We start from the raw sequence: 19,628 nt of genomic DNA on the forward strand, positions 1-19,628 counted from the left end.
CGAAATGAGGAAACAATGTGCAGCGCCGCCCGACGGGCGGCGTCGATCAGGCGTTGTCCTTGCTGGGCTGCGGCAGCGCCGGCAGTGAACGATCCAGCAGCTCGACGCTCTGGCGGTAGTAGAGCTGGCTCTTGTTGTGCTCGCCAAGGTTGGCGAACAGACGTGCCAGCTCGGCACACACCGTGCCGCTCGGACGCTGACGCTGACTGGCCTCGAAATACTCCTGCGCCTTGCCCCAGTTGGCATTGCGCAATGCCAGTCGACCCAGCGACAGCAGCAGGTCCGGGTCATTCGGACGCTCCTGCAGCCACTTCTCGGCATACACCAGCTGACGCGGCGCATCCACGTCCAGCAGGCCATAGCGCAGCACCAGACGTGAATCCCAGCATTCCTTCAGCGAGTGACGCAGCAGGCGCTCTGCCAGCCCTTCCTGCCCACCGGCGATCAATGCCTCGGCATACAGGGCGACCAGATTCACGTCGCTGCGCAGGTGGTCCGGCATGTCGGCCCACAGGTTGCGCACGCGCTCGATGTCTTCCGGATTGCGCGCGGCCTGCTGGATCAGTGCCACGTAGGCGCGCTGTTCCAGTTCCTTCTTCTCTTCCGGCGAGATGAGGTCCTGCTTGTCGAGACGCGGCATCAGGCGACGCAGGCCATCCCAGTCATTCACCGCCAGATACGCCTGCTTGAGCAGCTTGAGGACCTGCGGGTGCTCGCCGAGCTGCTTGTCGAGACGCGTCAGCGTCGCGAGTGCCTGCTCGTGCTGCTGGCGATCCAGCATCAGCTGCGCCTGCACCAGCCCCACGGCACTCTCGGAGCCCTGAGTGGACTCATGAGCACGCTTGAGCAGCGTATCCGCCTGCTCGAAACGCCCCTGATAGTGGGCGGCGAGTGCTGCGGACAGATAGTTGACCAGCGGTGTGCTGGAGTCCTCCGCAGAATGGGTCAGCGACTTCTCGGCACGCTTCCAGCGGCCTTCGGCCAGTGCCACCAGGCCACGCACGGTCTTGCGAGTGGCATTGCGATGGCGCGTGCGGCTGTTCCACACCTTGAGGCGCGAGAACGGATGCGCGAAACGCGACAGCAGACGCAGGCCGAAATGCAGTACCACGAAGGCGCCCAGCAGCAGCACCAGCCCGAACCAGAAGGACGTCTGGACCGAGGTATCACCGACACGAATCAGCCAATAGCCGGGGAACGACTGCATCAGCTGACCGAACAGCGCACCGATGGCCAGGCCGATGATGATCAGCAGTATCAGTTTTCTCATGCCTCACCACCCCCGGACTGGGCGCGGCGTTCGATCAGCTCACGCAGCGTGTTGAGAGACGCGGAGATATCCGGAAGCTCCGGGCGGATGGTCTTGCCCTTGAGGTCTTCCAGCTTGGCGACGGCATTCTGCACGCCATCGGTCTTGGTATCGTAGTAGCCGTTGACCAGCGTGATCGCCTTGTCGATGGCCGCCTGATACAGCTTCGGCTCTTCCTTGAGCAGCGCCAGCTGGGCCTGCTCGAGCACCAGACGCACGTTCTGGCGCAGATAGGATTCCTGCTCCGGCGTGATCAGGGCTTCCAGCGCCTCATCGTGACGACGCACGGTGACCAGATTCTTCAGCTCATTGCCGAAGCGCGCCAGCTGCTGCTGCCAGCCGCCGGTGGGCGGAGCGTCGTTCTCGACCTTGGCGGCGATCTCGGCCACGTCCTGCTTGAGCGGCAGACGCGCCAGCTGTTCCTGCTCGGCGAGCAGCGCCAGGTAGATGCCACTGCGATCGACACGCGGCACGCTGTCGAGGCTGGCCAGCTCGGACTGGATCGCCTTGCGAACCGGCAGCAGGGCGGGGTTGTCCGCCTCTGCGATACGCGCATCGGCGTTCTCGAGCAGTGCGTCGGCACCGTTCACGTCACGCTCCAGCTGCAGACGCTGATTGGCGAGACGCAGCAGGTATTCGGCCTCCGCGTAATGCCAGTCGCGGGCATCGGTCTGCTGGGTCTTGCTGAGCTCCTCGAGCACCTTGTTGAGCGCCTGCTCGGTCTGCTGGCTCTCGCCGGACAGACGCTTGTCGAGATCACTGACCTGCGACGCGTTCTTGTCGAGCTTGCCGGACAGGCTGGCGACCTTGCTCTCGACCTGGCCGACCTGCTGGGTCACGGATTCGCTGACCTGCTTGTCGAGGCCCTGGGCATCCGGCAGGGCGTTCAGACGCTGCCAGCCGAACCAGGCCAGTACCGCGACGACGATGGCAAGAAGAATGACCAGCACCAGTGCGATGCCGCCGGCAGCACTCTTCTTGCTGCCCTGCGGCTCGCTCGGCGGCGTGCCTCCTCCCGCGCCACCCACGGTGGCACCGGCACTCTTGCCCGTCACGCCGCTCTTGTCTGAAGCCCCTCCCTTGCCTGAGGCAGCGCCCTTGCCGGACGCCGTCGAGGCAGTGGTCGTCTCGGCGGCAGACGCGGTATCGGACTGCTTCGGGAAGGGAGATTTCGCGCCGGAAGGCGTCGAGGCGTTATCGTCGGAAGTCTGGCTCACGGGCGTGGACTCGCTGGCAGTGGAGGATGAAGAGGAGGAGCTGCCCTGTCCCTTTCCCCGTCCACGACGGTTGCGCCCGCCACGCGAGCGTCGCTCACGTGGGGCGTCAGCCGTGGCGGATGACGAGGAAGAGGAGGACGAACGGGAGGCCTCGGCGCCAGGGCGGCCAGAGGCAGTGTCTTCGGCGTGTTCGCCGGGAGCGGAAGAGGCATCTGATGCGCGAGCGGCAGCATCCTTGTCGCTCGGCTTGCCTGGCGTGGTGCCGGCAGAGCCGTGGTCTTCCTGATCGTGTTCTCGGTTGCTCATCTACGCTTGCCCTTTTCCGGATTCTTGGGAATCGATGGCCTCGCGCGGACCAGGCGCAGTGGCGCCGGTCTCTCTCGCATGGCGAGTCGGGGCGCAGGCATCCAGCACTGCCTGCCTCAGGGCCCCGGGTGAGGCATCCGCGGCGACCGTCACGCGCTCGAACCCATGAGCGTGTGCCAGTGTAGCCAAACGGTTGCTCGACACGATTAGCGGTTGGTTCAAGGTCCGCGTCGTTGCCGAGGTCACTACCGCCTCAAGCAGCGTATTGCTGGTCACCACCATTGCATCATACGCGCCCGCCGCCAGACGGCCAGCCTGTTGAGAGGACAAAGCCAACGGAAGGCGTCGATAAAGCGCCAGACGCGTCACCTGGGCACCGCGTGCCACCAGGGTGTCCTCCAGCAGGGCGCGCCCGCCTTCTCCGGCCGCCAGCAGCCAGCGCTGCCCCTGAAGCTGCTGCAGGGACGGCAGCGAGAGCAGGGCCTCGCTGGTCGTGCCGACCGGGGCATCCACCTCGACATGTGCGCCACGCGTGGCGTGTGGCGGCACTCTCACCCGAACGCCGAGGCGTGAGTGGAGTACCTCTGCCGTCGCGGAGCCCACCGCGTAGAAGGCAAGCCCCTCGGGCAATTGCGGCCACCAGTCTTCCAGCCAGTCCGCCAGGTAGCCGGCGGCCTGAGGCGAGATGACTACCACCCCTCGATAGAGGTCGATGTCGAGAATCGCCTGACGCCCGGCGGGCTCCAGCGGCAGCGGCTCGAGCGCCATCAGCTTCAGGCACTCCACGGCGCAGCCAACGTCTCTCAGCATCGCATCAAGCACGGCACCGCGCGAGCCCGGACGCGTCGTCAGCACTTCAAGAGACGACCGCGCACTCGATGCCGCGCGAGGCATCGCCCGGTCCTCCACCTCCGCATGGCGGGCGCCATCAGTCACGCGCATCGCCATAGACCGCCGCCAGAATCTCGCCGGCCCCCTGCTGCAACAGATCTTCCGCCACGGCGATGCCCAGCGCTTCGGGCGTATCGGCCGGACCACGCGCCTCGGCACGCAGGATGACGCTGCCATCGGGATTGCCGACCAGTGCCCGCAACCACAGCTGCCTGCCACCCTCTTCCAGCACGGCATAGCCACCGATCGGTACCTGGCAGCCACCTTCCAGATGCGTATTCATGGCGCGCTCGGCCAGCACGCAACGACTGGAGTCTTCATGAGCCAGCGGCTCGAGCAGCGCAAGAATCTCCTCGTCCTGCAGGTTGCATTCGATGCCCAGCGCGCCTTGTCCACAGGCCGGCAGACAGGTCTCGGCGTCCATCTCGGCGGTGATGCGTGCATCCAGTTCGAGGCGCTGCAGGCCGGAGGTGGCGAGGATGATGGCGTCGAACTCACCGGCATCCAGCTTGCCGAGACGCGTCTGGACATTGCCGCGCAGGCTGAGCACCTCGAGATCCGGACGGGCGGCCTTGGCCTGCAGGCCACGACGCAGGCTGGAGGTGCCCAGGCGAGCCCCCCGGGGGAGCGCGTCAAAGTTGGCGTGGTCGTTGGAGACGAACGCATCGGTGGGCGCATGGCGCTCGAGAATTACGGCCAACCCCAGCGAGTCCGGGAAATGCATCGGCACGTCCTTCATGGAGTGCACGGCGATGTCGGCGCGGCCATCCAGCATGGCTTCTTCCAGTTCCTTCACGAACAGGCCCTTGCCGCCGATCTTGGCCAACGGCGTGTCGAGAATCTTGTCGCCCCGCGTGGACATCGGCACCAGCTCGACCGTCAAGCCGGGATGCAGGGCTTCCAGACGTGCCTTGACGTGTTCAGCCTGCCACAGGGCAAGCAGGCTCTTGCGGGTCGCGATACGCAGGGTCTCACGGCGGGACACGGCATTCTCCTTGGGACGCGCGACGCTGGCGCGACAGTCGAAACGTTCGTGACGGCCAACATTGACCGCCACCGGATACCGTCATCATAAAGCCACTGATGGCCAAGGGGAAAATCCCCGGAAGCGTCACGATGACACGCCTCCCTGGCCGCAACGCATCTTGGTGCGCGCCCCCCTCGCCCATCCGACGGAGTCTGGTACACTCCAAGGTCAACGATACCGGCTGCGCGACCGTGCACCGGACGCCGAACTCTGGACATGTCACCACAATTCGAGATCCCGATGAGCGAATCTACCAATCAGTCCTGGGGCGGCCGCTTCAGCGAGCCGACCGATGCCTTCGTGGCCCGCTTCACCGCGTCCGTCGATTTTGATCAGCGCATGGCGCAGCACGACATTCGTGGCTCCATCGCCCACGCCACCATGCTGGCCGGCGTCGGCGTGCTGAGCGAGGAAGAGCGCGACACCATCATCGAAGGACTGAAGGAGATCAGCGAAGAGATCGCTCGCGGCGAATTCGAGTGGTCCGTCGCGCTGGAAGATGTGCACATGAACATCGAGGCACGTCTGACCGCCAAGATCGGCAACACCGGCAAGAAGCTGCACACCGGTCGCTCACGCAATGATCAGGTGGCCACCGACATCCGCCTTTACCTGCGCGACGAGATCGACGTCATCGACGCCGAGCTGACGCGTCTGCGGGAAGGCATGCTGGGCCTGGCCGAACAGGAAGCCGACACCATCATGCCGGGCTTCACTCACCTGCAGAGCGCTCAGCCGGTCACCTTCGGCCACCATCTGCTGGCGTGGCAGGAAATGGTCGCCCGTGACCAGGACCGCCTGCGTGACTGCCGTACCCGCATGAACGTGCTGCCGCTGGGCGCCGCGGCGCTGGCCGGCACCACCTTCCCCATCGACCGCCACGTCACCACCGAGCTGCTCGGCTTCGATCGTCCGACCGAGAACAGCCTCGACTCCGTCAGCGATCGTGACTTCGCCATCGAATTCACCAGCTTCGCCAGCCTGCTGATGATGCACCTGTCACGCATGAGCGAAGAGCTGGTGCTGTGGACCAGCGCCCAGTTCGACTTCATCGATCTGCCGGATCGCTTCTGCACCGGTTCCTCCATCATGCCGCAGAAGAAGAACCCGGACGTGCCGGAACTGGTGCGTGGCAAGACCGGCCGTGTCTATGGCCACCTGATGAGCCTGCTGACCCTGATGAAGTCCCAGCCGCTGGCCTACAACAAGGACAATCAGGAAGACAAGGAGCCGCTGTTCGATACCATCGATACCGTACGCGGCAGCCTGCGCGCCTTCGCCGACATGATTCCGGCGATCCGCGCCAAGTCCGACAACATGTACGCCTCGGCCAGCAAGGGCTTCGCCACCGCGACTGACCTGGCGGATTACCTGGTGCGCAAGGGTGTCGCCTTCCGGGATGCCCACGAGATCGTCGGCAAGTCCGTCGCCTTCGGCATCGAGCAGAAGCGTGACCTGTCCGAGATGACGCTGGATGAACTCAAGCAGTTCTCCGACACCATCGAACAGGACGTCTTCGACGTGCTCACGCTGGAAGGTTCCGTCGCGGCGCGCAATCACATCGGGGGCACCGCGCCGAATCAGGTGCGTGCTGCCGTGCAGCGTGCACGTGAGGCGCTGACCAGCCGCGCCTGAAACCGTCAAGTCGGGGCCTGACCGTGTAATGCACCGTCAGGCCCTCACCGCTTCATCGTCAGCTGCCAGGAGGCCGCCCGATGCGTCATCTGATGAGCCAGTCCGCCCGTCACGCCCTTCGTACCCTTGCGGGCCTGCTGCTGGGTGCAGGCCTTCTGACCGGCTGCGGTCAGAAGGGCCCGCTGTATCTGCCGGCGGACGCCGATGCCGGCGGTCAACGTGCCGAGGCACCCGCCCCTGCACCGGCTGCCGCCGAGACAGAGCGCACCGCCGCTACCGAGACTTCCGGCAGCGACGCCTGAGCCCCCCTTACATCTCCGGCGGGTGATGCCCGCCGGCGCGACATCTTGCAGGCCGGATCATGGATCACTTCGTATATCAGGATGGCGTGCTGCACGCCGAAGACGCCTCTCTCGCCACGCTGGCCGAGCAGTTCGGCACGCCTTGCTACGTCTACAGCCGTGCCACGCTGGAGCGCCACTTCAAGGCCTATCAGAATGCGCTGGGCGACCACCCGCATCTGATCTGTTACGCCGTGAAGGCCAACTCCAACCTGGCGGTGCTCAACGTGCTGGCACGTCTGGGTGCCGGCTTCGACATCGTCTCCGCCGGTGAGCTGGAGCGCGTCCTCAAGGCCGGCGGAGACCCCGCCAAGGTCGTGTTCTCCGGCGTCGCCAAGCAGGCCGCCGAGATGCAGCGCGCGCTGGAGCTGGGCATCAAGTGCTTCAACGTCGAATCGCTGCCCGAGCTTGAGCGCCTCAATGCCGTCGCCGGTCGCCTCGGGCGTATCGCACCGGTGTCGCTGCGCATCAACCCGGACGTCGATGCCGGCACCCACCCGTACATCTCCACCGGCCTCAAGGCCAACAAGTTCGGCATTCCTGTCGAGCAGGCGCTGGAGGTCTACGAGACCGCCGCCGCCATGGAGCACGTCAAGGTGGTAGGCGTCGATTGTCATATCGGCTCCCAGCTGACCGAGCTGGCGCCGTTCCTCGACTCCCTCGAGCGCCTGCTGGTGCTGCTGGACCGCCTGCGCGAGCGCGGCATCATCATCGAGCATCTGGATCTCGGCGGCGGCCTCGGCGTGCCCTACCAGAACGAGACGCCGCCGGAGCCCTTCGCCTACGCAAGCGCCCTGCTGGAACGCCTGGCGCGCTACGAGCATGGCAACGAGATGACACTGCTGTTCGAGCCGGGTCGCTCCATCGCCGCCAACGCCGGCGTCCTGCTGACCCGTGTCGAGTACCTCAAGCCCGGCGAAGAGAAGAACTTCGCCATCATCGATGCCGGCATGAATGACCTGATCCGTCCGTCGCTGTATCAGGCGTGGCAGAACATCGTGCCCGTCGACACGCGCGAGTCACGTGCAAGCGCCAGCTACGACGTGGTCGGCCCGGTCTGCGAGACAGGCGACTTCCTGGGCAAGGACCGCGAACTGGCCATCGCGCCGGGCGACCTGCTTGCCGTTCGCTCCTCCGGCGCCTATGGCTTCGTGATGGCCTCCAGCTACAACAGCCGCTGTCGTCCCGCCGAAGTGATGGTGGATGGCGGCCAGATGCATCTGGTGCGTCGCCGCGAACGTCTGGAAGAACTGTGGACCGGTGAGCAACTGCTGCCGGAAGGTGATGACTGATGCTGGTGCACTTCACCAAGATGCACGGTCTGGGCAATGACTTCATGGTCATTGACCTGATCTCCCAGCGTGGCCGCCTGCGCGATGCCGATATCCGACGGCTTTCGCATCGCAATTTCGGTATCGGCTTCGATCAGCTGCTGGTGGTCGAGCCACCCCGTGACCCGGACATGGACTTCCGCTATCGCATCTACAATGCCGATGGCAGCGAAGTCGAGAACTGCGGCAACGGGGCCCGCTGCTTTGCGCGCTTCGTGCTCAATCAGCGCCTGACCACCAAGCGCGAGATCCGCGTCGAGACCGCCGGTGGCCCGCTGACACTGGTAGTGGCCGATGACGGGCGAGTCCGCGTCGACATGGGCGCTCCGCGCTTCGCCCCCGCCGCGCTGCCCTTCGAGGCCGAGACGGATCTGCCGGTGCATGCGCTGGAGGTCGGCGGCGAGTCCCTGGAGATCGGTGTCGTCTCGATGGGCAATCCCCATGCGGTGCTGCTGGTCGACAGCGTCGACGAGGCACCGGTACGAGAGGTCGGTCCGCTGATCGAAGCGCATCCGCGCTTCCCCAGGCGCGTCAATGCCGGCTTCCTGGAAGTCGTCTCGCCCCATGAAGCACGCCTGCGCGTCTTCGAGCGTGGCGTCGGCGAGACGCTGGCCTGTGGCACCGGTGCCTGTGCAGCCGTCGCTTCCGGCATTCGTCGTGGCCTGCTCGCCAGTCCTGTCGATGTCACGCTGCCTGGCGGCACCCTGAGCATCGAATGGGGCGGCGAAGGTCACCCTGTCTTCATGACCGGTCCTGCCGAGACCGTCTTCGAAGGCCGCATCATCCTGTAAGCCGCCGCTGACAGGGGACGCCTGCGCGAAGCGCCGGCGTCCCGTCGCCAACCCTCGCAAGGAGAGCCATATGGCCGAGCCATCCGCCTCACGTCGCCCGCGCACGCTGGACCCGGACCGGGTCGCCGAGTGGCTGGCCACGCATCCGGATTTCTTCGAGGGTCGGGAAGGGTTGCTCCAGCAGCTGCGCGTGCCACACCCCGAAGCACGCGGTGGCAGCGTCTCGCTGCTGGAGCGGCTGGTGCATGACCTGCGCGGACGTACCGAGCAGGCCGAGGCGCGTCTCGAGGAGCTGCTCAATACCGCCCGCGACAATGAAAGCCGCTATCAGCGACTGCGTCAGATCGTGCTGGATCTGATGGATGCCGAATCGGATGATGCCCTCGCGGAGACTCTGGCAACCCGTCTCAGCGAGCTGTTCGACATCGCCGCCGTCTGCCTGTGGCAACGCGGCGCCGGCCCCGCGACCCAGCCACCGCGTCAGGTGCTCGATGATGCGCGTGCCGAGCAATTCGAGCGCCTGCTCGAAGGCCGCGCCAGCCGTTGTCTGGCGATGCCACGCACGCGCTGGGAAGCCCTGCTGCCGGACCATGACTGGCCGCTAGGGGCGGAGTGCCACGATCTGGTCGAGGCCAGCCAGGCGGATGCCACGCGCGGCTCCGCCGTCATCGTGCGTCTGACCCGTGGCGAATGTCTGGGCTATCTGGTGGTCGCCAGTGCCGAGGCCGAGCAGTTCCGTGCCGGACTCGACACTCTCTTCCCCGAATATCTCGGCGATGTGCTGGCGCGCTGCCTCGGGCGTCATGCGACGAGTCACACGTCAGACTCCGCTGCCTCGCGTGATGATCAGGCCGCGCGATGAGCGCCTCTGACCTCCCGGATGACTCCCTCGACACTGCCAGACGCCAGGCGCTGACCCGCCCCTGCCAGCAGTTTCTCGCCCATCTTGCCCAGGACAGCAGCGCGGCGACCGTGAGCGCCTATCAGCGCGATCTCGAGGCACTGATCCACTTCATGTTGCGCCCCTCACCGGCCGAGACCACGGTGGATGCCGACACCAGCACCACCGCTCGGCCTCCTGCAGACTGGCAGGCCCTGGATGTGCCGACACTGCGTCGCTTCCTGGGCGCTGAACGCAGTCGTGGGCTCGCCCCCCGTTCACTGGCCCGACGTCGCGCGGCGATCAGTCGTTTCTGTGGCTGGCTGGTCGATCACGGCATTCTGGCGCACAACCCGGCGGGCCTGGTACAGACACCGCGCCTGCCGGACCACCTGCCTCGTCCAGTGGACATCGACAGCCTGTCACGCTTTCTCGACTGCCCGCACGACGGCACACCACTGGCGATCCGCGATCAGGCCATGCTGGAGCTGCTCTACGGCTCGGGGCTGCGACTCTCGGAACTGGTCAGTCTCGACCTCGACATGCTGGAGACACGCCGCCTGCGCGTGCGCGGCAAGGGCAACAAGCCTCGCCAGCTGCCCATCGGCTCGCGAGCGCGTCAGGCGCTGGATGCCTGGCTGAAGGTGCGTGGGCAACTCGCGCCTGCTGACGAGACTGCCCTGTTCGTCGGCCAGCGAGGCCAGCGGCTGGGACAACGCGGCGTGCAGCTTCGTCTGGTGACGCAAGCGAAGACACGCGGCCTGCCGGAGCACCTGCACCCCCACCGACTCCGCCATTCCTTCGCCAGCCATCTGCTGGAATCCAGTGGCGATCTGCGCGCCGTGCAGGAGTTGCTGGGCCATGCCCATCTCTCCACGACCCAGGTGTATACCCGACTCGACTGGCAACAGCTGGCCAGCGCCTACGACCAGGCGCACCCCCGTGCACGTCGCCAGCGTGGGCCAGAAGAGGCAACGCCGGCTGACATTGACGCCGCCTCCCCTGCTGATGTTCCGCTCAAGGATGATCCCCTGTGATGCCCGTAACGACGCCTTCGCTGACCGCATTGACCTTCGATCTCGATGACACCCTGTGGGCCAATCGCCCGATCATGGAGCGCGCCGAGACGGAACACTACGCCTGGCTGGACGGTGAGATCGGTCATGCCACTGATTTTCCCCTCGAGGAATATACCCGTCGCCGCATGGCACTCGGGCTGGAACATCCCTTGCGGCGTGGTGACTTCACCTGGCTGCGCCGTGAAGCCATGCGCATCATGCTGCGTGATGCCGGCCATGGCGAAAAGGAAGCCCATCACTGGTCACATGCGGCCGTCGAACGCTTCCTGGCATTGCGCCACGAATTGCAGCCCTTTCCGGAAGCCAGCGAGCTGCTCGACTCACTGGCCCGGCATTACCGCCTCGGCGCCATCACCAATGGCAATGTCGACCTGACACGCCTGGCGCTGGACCATCATTTCGAGTTCAGCATCGCCGCCGGCGAATGGCTGGCGCCCAAGCCGGATGCACGCCCCTTCCTCGCCGCCATGGCACGTCTGGGCAGCCGCCCCTCCACCACGCTGCATGTCGGCGACTCATGGAAGGAAGATGCCCTGCCGGCAGTACGTCTCGGCATGCAGGCGGCATGGATCGACGTGAAGGGGCGTGGCGCGCCGGAGCCGGTTCCCGCCGGAGTCCATGTCATCTCGCATGTCCGGGAGCTTCCGGAACTGTTGCGGCACCTGAATGCATCACGATGAAACGACAGCGCTTCTGACCTTCCAGACCTGACCGTCGGTTACCTGCTGTCACCTGGACTGACGTTCCAGAAAAGCGATACACAAATTAAAACTTGTACAACTTTATGGCAGAGACCATATTTGTTGTACAAGTTTCTCGTGCCTGACGACCCAGCCTTCCACGGGCCTGCCAGGGTCATCCGAGAACTCACGTTCGATGTCGTCGCGACTGGAGAGGACAGCATGAGCACTCAATCATCATCTCGGCGTGTCATCTGCCAGACTTGGCAATATTCCCGCGCCATCAGTGACGACGCCGAGTCCCGCGACGCCACCGACATCATCGAGAGATTCCAGCAGGATCCCGGTCCGCTGGCCCTGCCGCATGCCAGTGCCTGGCAGGGAGTGTTGATCGGCACAGGACAGGTCGTGCTCTGCGCCATGCTGATCGTACTGGCGGTCTACAGTGCGCGAACCAGCATGGAAAACGCCACGCGAGGCGTGACCTCGGTACCGGCGGCGATCATCGACATGTCGGGCGATGATCCGCGGGCACGCAGCATGAATGCCCCTGCCGACAGCTCCCAGGGTGGCCACCTGACACGTTTCGAGGTGCGGGCAAGTCAGGCTGCGATGCCGCAGGTCCCTCAGAGATTGCTGTCGCAAAACGCCACTCCCAGCCTGTTCATGTGAGAAACGATGAACGGTGACAGGCAATCGGTTACAAGTGACCGACCCCGCCAGGGCAGAGATCTGGACGCCCCTTAACTGGATGCTCCATAACTGGACGCCCCACAAAAGAGACGCCGGTCACCCAAGGGTGACCGGCGTCTCTTTTGTGCAGCAGCACATGTCATGACACGGACGACTCAGTCGTCGAACGGGTCCTGGGGGGCTTCATCGGCCTCACCCTCCGTGACACCTTCCATCACCGTCGGGTCCGCCAGCCACTCATCGAGCTTGGCGTGCACCTGCTCGACTCCCGAATACTTGAGCGACGAGAACAGCTGCACGGTGACGAGGTCTTCCCACTCCTTGAGGGCGTGCCGTACCTTCTGGAGGCTCGCCGCTGCCGGTCCACGCTTCAGCTTGTCCGCCTTGGTCAGCAGGATATGCACCGGCATCTGTGCCTCATCGGCCCAGCCCAGCATCATCTGGTCGAATTCGGACAGCGGGTGACGCACATCCATCAGCAGCACCAGGCCGCGCAGCGACTGGCGGTTGCGCAGGTAGTTGGACAGATGGGACTGCCACTCACGCTTCACCTTGTCCGGCACCTTGGCATAGCCATAGCCGGGCAGATCCACCAGATGGCGGCCCGTTTCACCGATGGTGAAGTAGTTGATCAGCTGAGTGCGGCCAGGCGTCTTGGAGGTACGCGCCAACGCCTTCTGGGACGTCAGGGCATTGATGGCGCTCGACTTTCCAGCATTGGAGCGACCGGCAAAGGCCACCTCGGCGCCGACATCCGTCGGGCACTGGGCCAGGGTGGCGGCGCTGATCAAGAAGCGCGCCTGACGATAGTGAAGCTTGGGGGACGGAGTGGCTGACTCGGCCATGAGAATCTGAATACCTGTTGATGGCGGACGTCTCGCCCGCGCGACATCACGTGAGAGCAGAAGAAACGGCCGGTGAAACGGAATAGAGCACCACTGGCGCTGTCAGCTCGACAGGCAGGCGGCAGGCACATTAACGCGCCCTGAAGGGGATTCGCTATACTGCCGAAATGACAAGCATCACGCTCATGATGCGCTAGTGTACCACCCAGCTCTCACGGGCTGCGAGGCGTCTGACGTACTTCTCCTCGGGTGATGCTTGCCACCAGCGCCGGGATGACTCCACTGCGGGATTTGCGCAAACAGGGACCAGTGACATGAACAAGCTGATGAGATCACCGCAGCACCGTGAAGGGCCGCAGAGCTCGAGCTGGGGCGTACTTGCCACGACGATTTTCGCCACCTTGAGCGCCCTGCTGACGCTCGGCCTCTCGCCCCGCGCCGGCGCAGACGGGATCACCGCGGATGCCAGCGCCGGCCAGGCCAAGGCAGCCGTCTGTGCTGCCTGCCATGGCGCGCAGGGCGTGTCCCCAGCCTCCGCCTTCCCGCACCTCGCCGGACAGCAGGCCCATTATCTGCGCAAGCAGATCACGGATATCCGCGAGGGTCGTCGCGCGGTTCCCCAGATGGCAGGCCTCACCGACACCCTGAGCGATCAGGACATTGCCGATATCGCGGCCTATTATGCCGAGCAGCCCGCCAACCGCGGCCAGGCAGAGCCCGACGCCACGAAAGCAGGTGAGGTGCTGTACCGGGCCGGCTCGCTTGAGCGAGGTATCGCGGCCTGTACCGCCTGCCACGGCCCTCGCGGCGAGGGGATTGATTCAGCAGGCTATCCTGCGCTGGCTGGGCAATTCCCCGCCTACACCATCACCTCGCTGAAGGCCTTTCGTGACGGCACGCGTGACAACGACCCCAATGACATCATGAGCAGCATCGCCGCACGCATGAGTGACAGCGACATGCAGCAGGTCGCCGAGTATCTTCACGGCCTGCGCTGAGGCATCCAGTCAGGCAGATGTCACGTATGACATCTGCGATGGCGACCGGCTCCGGCACGGCGTGGCATGCTCTGCACGGCAACGTGGTCGAACGGCGTTCATCCAGCGGTCAACCTTGTCACGCTAGGCTGGCCAGACAGTGATCCGCCGTGTCCCGCCCGGCAGTCTCGACAGCGGTGGTGGCTGACACGCATACTCGATGCATCACTAATGTTGCCGGGTCTCATGCCCGGGCATGCCTCAACCCGATGGAGATGTTCCATGAAGTGGAAACCCCTACTGACTCTGGTGGCGGGCCTTGGCCTGTCAGCAAGCGTGTTCGCCGCTGAAGCTGGCAAGGACTATCAGGTACTCGACGAACCGGTGAAGACCGATGCACCAGCCGGCAACGTCGAAGTGGTCGAGGCATTCTGGTATGGCTGCCCGCACTGCTACGCACTGGAATCCAGCCTCGAGCCCTGGGTCGATGAGCTGCCCGGTGACGTGACCTTCCATCGTCTGCCGGCCACCATGGGGCAGGACTGGGTCAAGCACGCCTATGCCTTCTATGCCGCCAAGGATCTGGGCATTCTCGATCAGACCCACAAGGCCTTCTTCGATGCCATCCACAAGGACCACCAGCGCCTCACCGACCCGGAAGACATCGCCGCCTTCTACAGCGACTACGGTGTCAGCGAAGAAGACGCCGAGAAGTCCCTGACCTCCTTCGGCGTGAAGAGCCAGGTCAATCAGGCACACGCACAAATGCGCGCCTACAAGATCATGGGTGTCCCCGCACTGATCGTCGACGGTCGCTATGTCGTCTCTCCGAGCACGGCTGGCTCGCTCAAGAACATGCTCAAGATCACCGATGAGCTGGTCGAGCAGGTGCGTGAAGAGAAGGCTGGCGACAAGGACGCCGCCTGATGGCAGAGGCCGCTGACGACTCCCCAGTGGCCGCCGACGCAGCGGATGATGCCGGGCATGGATTGTCGGGTTCGCCGCTGCGTCTGCTGACCTTCAACATGCAGGTCGGTATCCATACCGCGGCGTGGCATCACTATGTCACCCGCGGTTGGCAACATCTGCTGCCACATCCCAAGCGCCACCGCCGCCTGGAACTGATTGCCGGGGCCATCACGCCTTACGACATCGTCGGGCTGCAGGAAGTCGACGGCGGCAGCTTCCGCTCCGGCAACGTCAATCAGGTGGACGCGCTGGCCGAGACGGCTCACTTCCCGCATCGCTATCAGCAGCTCAATCGCAACCTCGGCCGGCTGGCACAGCACAGCAACGGCCTGTTGTCGCGCCTGCCGATCAGCCATCTCGAAGAGCACAGCCTGCCCGGCACCCTGCCGGGGCGCGGCGCCATCCATGCTCGCTTCGGCGAGGGGGAGCATGCGCTGCATGTCTTCGTCACGCATCTGGCACTTGGCGCGCGAATCCAGCGCAAGCAGCTCGATTATCTCGGAGAGCTGATCGCACCGCTCAAGCACGTCATCGTGATGGGCGACCTGAACTGCACCCTGGCTCAACTGCGCCAGCACAAGGGATTCTGCGAGGCGCTCGACTCGCGGCCCAGCAAGGCGATCAACAGCTATCCTGCCTGGCAGCCACGGCGGGGTCTGGACCATATTCTGGCCTCCTCCACCCTGCACATCGAGCACCCCAGCACCTTGTCCCACCTCTTCTCAGACCATCTACCTCTTGCGGTGGAAGTGCACCTCCCCGTGGCCTGTCAGAAGGCGCTTGGCCTGGCCTGACACGCCCTCACCTCAATTCTCAGTCCTCTCACGGGTGCCTGGATATCACCCTCGATATCCGCCGGGACCCGCCTGTCCGTCACCTTGATTGCCACCTTCCCGTTCCCGTCCTGCATGGATTTTTCAATCCAAGTGACTGAATCGAAAGATATATCTCGCCTGTCAGACCAATGATCCATTTGTCACTGGCCAGCCACTCGCTACTCTTGGCCTGTCCGAGGGCGTGGATTAATCGTGAAAGCAACGCTGATGACTGCCGAGAGCCTGCATGGCCTCACTGGCATCTGCCATCCACCAGCGTGGAATAGCGTTGTCTGAAACGACGATTGCCGGATTGCCGACGTCTCATCAAAGCTACAACATGAGCAAAGCCTGAACTGATGTGACGATCGTCAGCGTGCACACGAGATCGCCCCGACTACGATGACGGCACACGCAACGCCAGACTCGGCAACAACAACGCCAACAAATATCACCTGCTACCCGCAGGCCAAGGGGATTCCATGTCTGCCACTGCCTCTACCCCCGGCTGGCTCACAGGGCTCGACCGCATGACCGAAGGGCTGGGACGCTGCGTGTCCTGGCTGGTCGTCATCATGATGCTGGTCGAATTCGCCATCGTGATGCTGCGCTACGCCTTCAACATCAACAGCATTCCGATGCAGGAATCCGTGATGTACATGCACGCGACCGTCTTCCTGCTCGCCGCCAGCTACACGCTCAAGCATGACAACCATGTCCGCGTGGATATCTTCTACCAGCGCATGTCCCATCGCGGGAAGTCGTGGATCGACCTCGGCGGCACCCTGTTCCTGCTGTTCCCGGTGATGATCTTCATCCTGCTCTCGAGCCTGGGTTATGTCGGCGACTCATGGAGCATCAAGGAAGCCTCCCCCGAATCCGGTGGCCTGCCTGGCGTCTATCTGCTCAAGAGCCTGATCCCCGCGGTCGCCATCCTGATGATGCTGCAAGGTGTCGCTGAAGCTGGTCGCCACCTCCTGTTCCTGTGCGGGCGGCTGCCGTCGCCGCATGCGAGCGATGACACCCCTGATCACGATGAGGAGCTGGTGTAATGCTCGAGATCATGCCGCTGCTGCTGTTCGTGTGTATCTGTGTCGTTCTCATGCTGGGCTATCCGGTGGCGCTGTCGCTTGCCGGTACCGCGCTGGCCTTCGCCGGGCTGGGCATGGGGCTGGACGCGCTGGGCATTACCCAGGGCGTATTCGATGCCAGCTTCCTGTCGGCGATGCCCAATCGCCTCTACGGCACCATGACCAATCAGACGTTGCTGGCCGTGCCATTGTTCGTGTTGATGGGCGTGCTGCTGGAAAAATCGAAGGTCGCCGAGACGCTGCTCGACGCCATGGCGCTGATGTTCGGCTCACTGCGTGGCGGCCTGGGCATCTCCGTGACCATCGTCGGCATGTTGCTGGCGGCCTCCACCGGTATCGTCGGCGCGACCGTCGTGACCATGGGCCTGCTGTCACTGCCCACCATGCTCAAGCGTGGCTATGACCCGTCGCTCGCCACTGGCGCCATCTGTGCCACCGGCACCCTGGGACAGATCATTCCGCCGTCCATCGCACTCGTTCTGCTGGGCGACGTACTGTCTTCCGCCTATCAGCAGGCGCAATTGTCGATGGGCATCTGGAGCCCGAAGACCGTCTCGGTGGGCGACCTGTTCATCGGCGCCCTGGTGCCGGGCCTGATCCTGGTGGTCGCCTATATCGTCTACATCGCCATCATCGCCTGGCTCAAGCCCGAGAAGGCGCCGGCCGTGGACCGTGACGCGCTGATGAAGGAGCTGGGCCACACCGGTGGCATCGGCTGGCTGCTCCTCAAGGGACTGGTGCCGCCGATCGTGCTGATCGTCTGCGTGCTGGGCTCGATTCTCGGCGGACTGGCCACGCCGACAGAAGCCTCTGCCGTAGGTGCCTTCGGCGCGCTGATGCTGGCCGTCGCCAACCGCAAGCTGAGCTTCAAGACGCTGACGGAAGTCGTGCGCTCCACCACCAACGTCACCACGATGGTCTTCCTGATCCTGATCGGTGCGGCGCTGTTCTCGCTGGTGTTCCGTGGTTTCGGCGGCGAAGAGGTCGTCACCGAGATCTTCGAGAACATGCCCGGTGGCGTCATCGGTGCCACCCTGGTGGTGATGCTGGTGATCTTCCTGCTCGGCTTCATCCTCGACTTCATCGAGATCACCTTCGTGGTGGTGCCGATCGTCGGCCCGGTGCTGCTGGCCATGGGCCTCGACCCGATCTGGCTGGGCATCATGATCGCCATCAACCTGCAGACTTCCTTCCTGACGCCGCCCTTCGGTTTCGCGCTGTTCTATCTGCGCGGCGTCGCGCCCAAGGAAGTCAGCACCAAGCAGATCTACAAGGGCGTCATTCCGTTCATCCTGATCCAGCTGTGCATGCTGGGGGCGCTGGCCGCCTTCCCGGGCCTGGCCACCTGGCTGCCGGCCCAGTTCTAGGCCACGACTGACGAGACAGTACAAGAACAGAACACGGACAGAACAAATACAGAGCAGCAACTGAATTGGCGGGGCTCGCCCCGCCAGCTGATGGGAGAGCCGCCAGTCGGCTCATGCAGATGCACGGGAGCCGTTCGCGGCCCACCTCTTGCCCAGCGCCAGTCCCTGACCGGTGCACAACAACAATCGGGCACTTCAAGGAGCATGCCATGCAACTCAACAAACTCGCCTTCGGCATCGCCGTCGGCACCATGACCGCCATGGGCACCCTGCCGGCCATCGCCAATGCCGCGGATACCTACACCTGGAAGATGGTCACCTCGTGGCCGAAGAACTTCCCGGGCGTAGGCCAGGGGCCGGAACGCCTCGCGCGCCTCGTCGATGAGATGTCTGATGGACGCCTCAAGATCAAGGTCTACGGCGCCGGACAGCTGGTGCCGGGCTTCGAGGTGCTCGATACCGTCTCTTCCGGTACGGCGCAGATCGGCCACTCAGCCTCCTACTACTGGAAAGGCAAGGCGCCGGAAGCCCAGTTCTTCGCCGCCGTCCCCTTCGGCATGACCGCACAGGAAATGAACGCCTGGCTGCATTACGGCGGGGGGCTGGAGCTCTGGAACGAGGTCTATGACAAGTTCGGTGTCGAAGTCATGGCCGGTGGTGCCTCGGGCGTGCAGATGGGCGGCTGGTTCAACAAGGAGATCAACTCGGTTGCCGATCTCGACGGCCTGAAGATGCGCATGCCGGGGCTGGGTGGCGATGTCATGCAGCAGATGGGCGTGGCGACCGTCAGCATGCCGGGCGGCGAGATCTTCACCTCGCTGCAGTCCGGCGCCATCGATGCCACCGAATGGATCGGGCCGTACAACGACCTGGCCTTCGGTCTCTATCAGGCCGCCAAGTACTACTACTATCCGGGCTGGCACGAGCCGACCGTCACCTTCGAGGCCATCGTCAATGACGACGCCATGGCCGAGCTGCCCAAGGACCTGCAGGCCATCCTGCGCTCCGCGGTACGTGACGTGAACCAGGACATGCTCGACGAGTACACCGCGCGCAACAACGATGCCCTCGAGACACTGCTCAACGAGCACAAGGTCGAGCTGCGTCGCTATCCGCAGGACGTGCTCGACAAGGCACGCGAACTGTCAGGCGAAGTGGTCAAGAAACTCGGCGACTCCAATGAGCTGGCAGGCCGCATCTACGAGTCCTACACCACCTTCGAAGGCAAGGTCGAGAAGTGGCACGAAGTCTCCGAACAGGCCTTCCTGAACGCCCGTAATCCGGAAGGCATTCAGTAACGAGTCCCTGCTTTACCTGCGCCGCTCTCCCGCGCGAGACGGCGCAGGCCTGTCATCCAATGCTTGCGGCCGCTCCCTCGGGAGCG

At 64.3% G+C, this 19,628-nt stretch carries 18 protein-coding genes and 1 pseudogene; 14 read left to right on the forward strand and 5 right to left on the reverse strand.

Annotated elements, in window-relative coordinates; translation table 11 throughout:
- Positions 1–46: 46 nt before the first annotated feature.
- Genes BFX80_RS16955 through hemC form a run of 4 tightly spaced genes read right to left on the reverse strand, consistent with a single transcriptional unit; the run spans position 47 to position 4,708 of the window.
- Positions 47–1,270 (reverse strand): heme biosynthesis HemY N-terminal domain-containing protein, encoded by a 1,224-nt coding sequence (locus BFX80_RS16955; protein ID WP_077379537.1) that lies wholly within the window; start codon positions 1,268–1,270, stop codon positions 47–49.
- Positions 1,267–2,832 carry a uroporphyrinogen-III C-methyltransferase gene (locus BFX80_RS16960; RefSeq protein WP_084209496.1) on the reverse strand — a complete coding sequence of 522 codons (1,566 nt, stop codon included), beginning with the start codon at positions 2,830–2,832 and terminating at the stop codon, positions 1,267–1,269. Before BFX80_RS16960 ends, BFX80_RS16955 begins: the two co-directional genes overlap by 4 nt.
- Complete coding sequence (locus BFX80_RS16965) at positions 2,833–3,726, reverse strand: uroporphyrinogen-III synthase (RefSeq protein ID WP_084209845.1); 894 nt, start codon at positions 3,724–3,726, stop codon at positions 2,833–2,835.
- A 34-nt stretch (positions 3,727–3,760) separates the two neighbouring features.
- On the reverse strand, positions 3,761–4,708 hold the full coding sequence (gene hemC, locus BFX80_RS16970) for a hydroxymethylbilane synthase (protein WP_240499623.1): 948 nt from the start codon (positions 4,706–4,708) through the stop codon (positions 3,761–3,763).
- A gap of 282 nt (positions 4,709–4,990) precedes the next feature.
- On the opposite strand from hemC, the gene argH reads away from it, so the two are divergent.
- The 8 genes and pseudogenes from argH to BFX80_RS17010 all read left to right on the forward strand — a co-directional run bounded on the left by argH (position 4,991) and on the right by BFX80_RS17010 (position 12,159).
- Positions 4,991–6,385: an argininosuccinate lyase gene (gene argH / locus BFX80_RS16975; protein WP_084209847.1), complete on the forward strand. Its 1,395-nt coding sequence runs from the start codon at positions 4,991–4,993 to the stop codon at positions 6,383–6,385.
- Between the two features lie 92 nt (positions 6,386–6,477).
- A pseudogene (gene lptM, locus BFX80_RS18325) lies at positions 6,478–6,612 on the forward strand (LPS translocon maturation chaperone LptM); the annotation flags it as partial.
- Positions 6,613–6,746: 134 nt separating this feature from the next.
- Positions 6,747–8,018 (forward strand): diaminopimelate decarboxylase, encoded by a 1,272-nt coding sequence (lysA, locus tag BFX80_RS16985; protein ID WP_084209497.1) that lies wholly within the window; start codon positions 6,747–6,749, stop codon positions 8,016–8,018.
- Entirely contained in the window at positions 8,018–8,848 is an 831-nt protein-coding gene (gene dapF / locus BFX80_RS16990; protein WP_077379544.1) for a diaminopimelate epimerase, read from the forward strand. The genes lysA and dapF overlap by 1 nt, the downstream gene beginning before the upstream one ends.
- Positions 8,849–8,918: 70 nt before the next feature.
- Positions 8,919–9,710: a DUF484 family protein gene (locus tag BFX80_RS16995; protein ID WP_077379546.1), complete on the forward strand. Its 792-nt coding sequence runs from the start codon at positions 8,919–8,921 to the stop codon at positions 9,708–9,710.
- Positions 9,707–10,765, forward strand: a complete 1,059-nt coding sequence (locus BFX80_RS17000; protein WP_084209498.1) for a tyrosine recombinase XerC — start codon at positions 9,707–9,709, stop codon at positions 10,763–10,765. The genes BFX80_RS16995 and BFX80_RS17000 overlap by 4 nt, the downstream gene beginning before the upstream one ends.
- A complete protein-coding gene (locus BFX80_RS17005) occupies positions 10,765–11,487 on the forward strand; it encodes an HAD family hydrolase (RefSeq protein ID WP_084209499.1) in 723 nt (240 codons plus the stop codon). The genes BFX80_RS17000 and BFX80_RS17005 overlap by 1 nt, the downstream gene beginning before the upstream one ends.
- Positions 11,488–11,709: 222 nt before the next feature.
- Positions 11,710–12,159, forward strand: coding sequence for a hypothetical protein (locus BFX80_RS17010; RefSeq protein WP_084209500.1), 450 nt, complete (start codon positions 11,710–11,712; stop codon positions 12,157–12,159).
- Between the two features lie 176 nt (positions 12,160–12,335).
- Here BFX80_RS17010 and yihA read toward each other — a convergent pair whose 3' ends face one another.
- Entirely contained in the window at positions 12,336–13,025 is a 690-nt protein-coding gene (yihA, locus tag BFX80_RS17015; RefSeq protein WP_084209501.1) for a ribosome biogenesis GTP-binding protein YihA/YsxC, read from the reverse strand.
- 314 nt (positions 13,026–13,339) lie between these two features.
- Here yihA and BFX80_RS17020 point away from each other — a divergent pair, with 314 nt between their 5' ends.
- The 6 genes from BFX80_RS17020 (at position 13,340) to BFX80_RS17045 (ending at position 19,542) form a co-directional block, all read left to right on the forward strand.
- Positions 13,340–14,023, forward strand: coding sequence for a c-type cytochrome (locus BFX80_RS17020; protein WP_240499624.1), 684 nt, complete (start codon positions 13,340–13,342; stop codon positions 14,021–14,023).
- Between the two features lie 261 nt (positions 14,024–14,284).
- Positions 14,285–14,929: a thiol:disulfide interchange protein DsbA/DsbL gene (locus tag BFX80_RS17025; RefSeq protein WP_084209502.1), complete on the forward strand. Its 645-nt coding sequence runs from the start codon at positions 14,285–14,287 to the stop codon at positions 14,927–14,929.
- Positions 14,929–15,765 (forward strand): endonuclease/exonuclease/phosphatase family protein, encoded by an 837-nt coding sequence (locus BFX80_RS17030; RefSeq protein ID WP_077379556.1) that lies wholly within the window; start codon positions 14,929–14,931, stop codon positions 15,763–15,765. The genes BFX80_RS17025 and BFX80_RS17030 overlap by 1 nt, the downstream gene beginning before the upstream one ends.
- A 503-nt stretch (positions 15,766–16,268) precedes the next feature.
- A complete protein-coding gene (locus tag BFX80_RS17035) occupies positions 16,269–16,838 on the forward strand; it encodes a TRAP transporter small permease subunit (RefSeq protein ID WP_084209503.1) in 570 nt (189 codons plus the stop codon).
- Entirely contained in the window at positions 16,838–18,244 is a 1,407-nt protein-coding gene (locus BFX80_RS17040; RefSeq protein WP_077379560.1) for a TRAP transporter large permease, read from the forward strand. The genes BFX80_RS17035 and BFX80_RS17040 overlap by 1 nt, the downstream gene beginning before the upstream one ends.
- Positions 18,245–18,495: 251 nt before the next feature.
- Positions 18,496–19,542 carry a TRAP transporter substrate-binding protein gene (locus BFX80_RS17045; protein WP_240499768.1) on the forward strand — a complete coding sequence of 349 codons (1,047 nt, stop codon included), beginning with the start codon at positions 18,496–18,498 and terminating at the stop codon, positions 19,540–19,542.
- The last annotated feature ends 86 nt before the right edge of the window (positions 19,543–19,628 follow it).

The organism is Cobetia marina, from assembly GCF_001720485.1.
Lineage (GTDB): Bacteria > Pseudomonadota > Gammaproteobacteria > Pseudomonadales > Halomonadaceae > Cobetia > Cobetia marina.